Source organism: Spongiactinospora gelatinilytica (assembly GCF_003236385.1).
Lineage (GTDB): Bacteria > Actinomycetota > Actinomycetes > Streptosporangiales > Streptosporangiaceae > Spongiactinospora > Spongiactinospora gelatinilytica.
In genome coordinates, this window is record NZ_POUA01000736.1 from 1 (window position 1) to 1,235 (window position 1,235).

Genomic DNA, 1,235 nt, shown 5'->3' on the forward strand with positions numbered 1-1,235 from the left:
GAGGCGGGTTCAGCGGCCCGGGGTGGGGCCAACAGTTCGGCGCCGTCATTGGCGAACAGTCGCCCGTCCGGGTGCAGGGCCATCCGATAGACCGGGCGGTCGGTGATGACGGTCATCTTCCAGGTGCGCGGGTCGAGACGGTACAGGCCGACGCCGGGCATCGAGCCGTACAGGTGGCCGCCCCGCTTGCGGAACGCCAGGTCGGCCAGTGCGTAACCGCCGTCCTGGGGCCAGTTGTACGGGGTGTACCGCCTGATGGCGAACCGGCAATGGTCATAGCGGAACACCACTCCCGCCGTTGCTCCCCACAGCCCGCCCTGCCGGTAGAAGGAAAGCGACGGGACCGTGCGCTCGCCCGGGACCGGCGTCTTCTCCCACAGCTTGCGGCCCTTCTCGACGTCCCAGGCGATCAGCCTGGCGTCGGTCTGGGTCTCCGCCGCGCCGTACCCGCCGTAGACGGACGTGCCCGCGTACAGGACAGCGTTGCGATAGGCCGGCGACATGATGCTCTGGTCCTTGATCAGCTTGTCATGAATCTCCGTACGCCCGGTCCGCGGATTGTGGAAGAGCAGTTGCCCGCCGAGGTAGCCGCTCTTGTTCACCGTGCCGATGGCCGGCCGGTCGCCGAGCACCGCGTCCCCGTTTCGAACCTCCTTGGGATTGACGCCGAGACGCCATTCGCGGGATGGGTCGTATTCGTAAATACGGGCACGGGGATACCGGCGCGCGCCGAGATAGATCTTCCCGCGGAACGACACCGCCCCCATCAACTCCGATATCCGATGCGAACGCGCCTCGCTCGTGTTCGGATCGGCGAGGGCGGCCGCACCCGTGCCGGTGCCGCCGGTGATCACCCGCCCGTCCGGGGCGTGCCGATGGACCGCATCCGGATCGGGTTGGGCTCGATCCCGGTCTCGACGATCTTCGACTGGCCGGTCTGAGAGTTGTACCAGAACATCTGCCCGGTGTTCAGCCCGCCGATCACGGACTGCCCGGGGTGGGCGGGATCGTCCAGATTCCCGAACCCCACGCCGCGCAACTGCGGATGGAACTCCGGCAGCTTCAGCCCGGTCGGCGTGAGCCGACGCGCCGCGAGGTCCTAGGCGGTCAGCTCGCCGTCCTTGGAGAAGCAGACCCGCCGCCCGGCCCGGCCGCGCCACCGGCGTGGGCGGACGGGAGACCATGGGTGTGCCGAGCGAGGCGACCACTCCGGCGGGGGGCTCGTGGGCGTGGGC

1 protein-coding gene and 1 pseudogene are annotated in these 1,235 nt (G+C 69.3%); both read right to left on the minus strand.

Annotated features, from left to right (window positions below):
* Positions 1-854: pseudogene (locus C1I98_RS39025) on the minus strand (hypothetical protein); the annotation flags it as partial.
* A complete protein-coding gene (locus tag C1I98_RS39030; protein WP_146607939.1) occupies positions 851-1,039 on the minus strand; it encodes a hypothetical protein in 189 nt (62 codons plus the stop codon). The pseudogene C1I98_RS39025 and the gene C1I98_RS39030, both read right to left, overlap by 4 nt.
* Positions 1,040-1,235 lie beyond the last annotated feature (196 nt).